This is a genomic window from Streptomyces sp. BE20 (assembly GCF_036322525.1).
In the GTDB taxonomy this organism is placed as follows: domain Bacteria; phylum Actinomycetota; class Actinomycetes; order Streptomycetales; family Streptomycetaceae; genus Kitasatospora.
The window spans coordinates 1-313 of the sequence record NZ_JAQYWW010000849.1 but is presented as its reverse complement, the minus strand read 5'-3'; the positions used below and the strand labels follow the sequence as shown (position 1 = coordinate 313).

1 pseudogene is annotated in these 313 nt (G+C 72.5%); it reads right to left on the bottom strand.

Going from position 1 to position 313, the window contains the following annotated elements:
* Positions 1–18 precede the first annotated feature (18 nt).
* Positions 19–313: pseudogene (locus tag PUR61_RS18340) on the bottom strand (beta-ketoacyl synthase N-terminal-like domain-containing protein); the annotation flags it as partial.

Below are 313 nucleotides of genomic sequence, written 5' to 3'. Positions count from 1 at the left end.
CGCCCCCACCGGCTACCACCGGCCCTCACGGCCGACTCCCCGCTGTCTGGAGTAGTCGATGATCGCCTCCGGCGTGGACATCACCGTCTCACCACCGGCCAGGGCCATCGAGCATTCGCCCGACCGCAGCGCCTGCACCCCCAGGTGGAGGGCCACCAGCGACGAGGAGCAGGCCGTGTCCACCGTCACCGCCGGGCCTTCGAGCCCGAACGTGGAGGAGAGCCGCCCGGAGACGACGCTGCCGGCCGTTCCGGTGCCGAGGTACCCCTCCAGGTCGGTGGGGACGTCGTGCCGCTGGCTGGCGTAGTCCTGG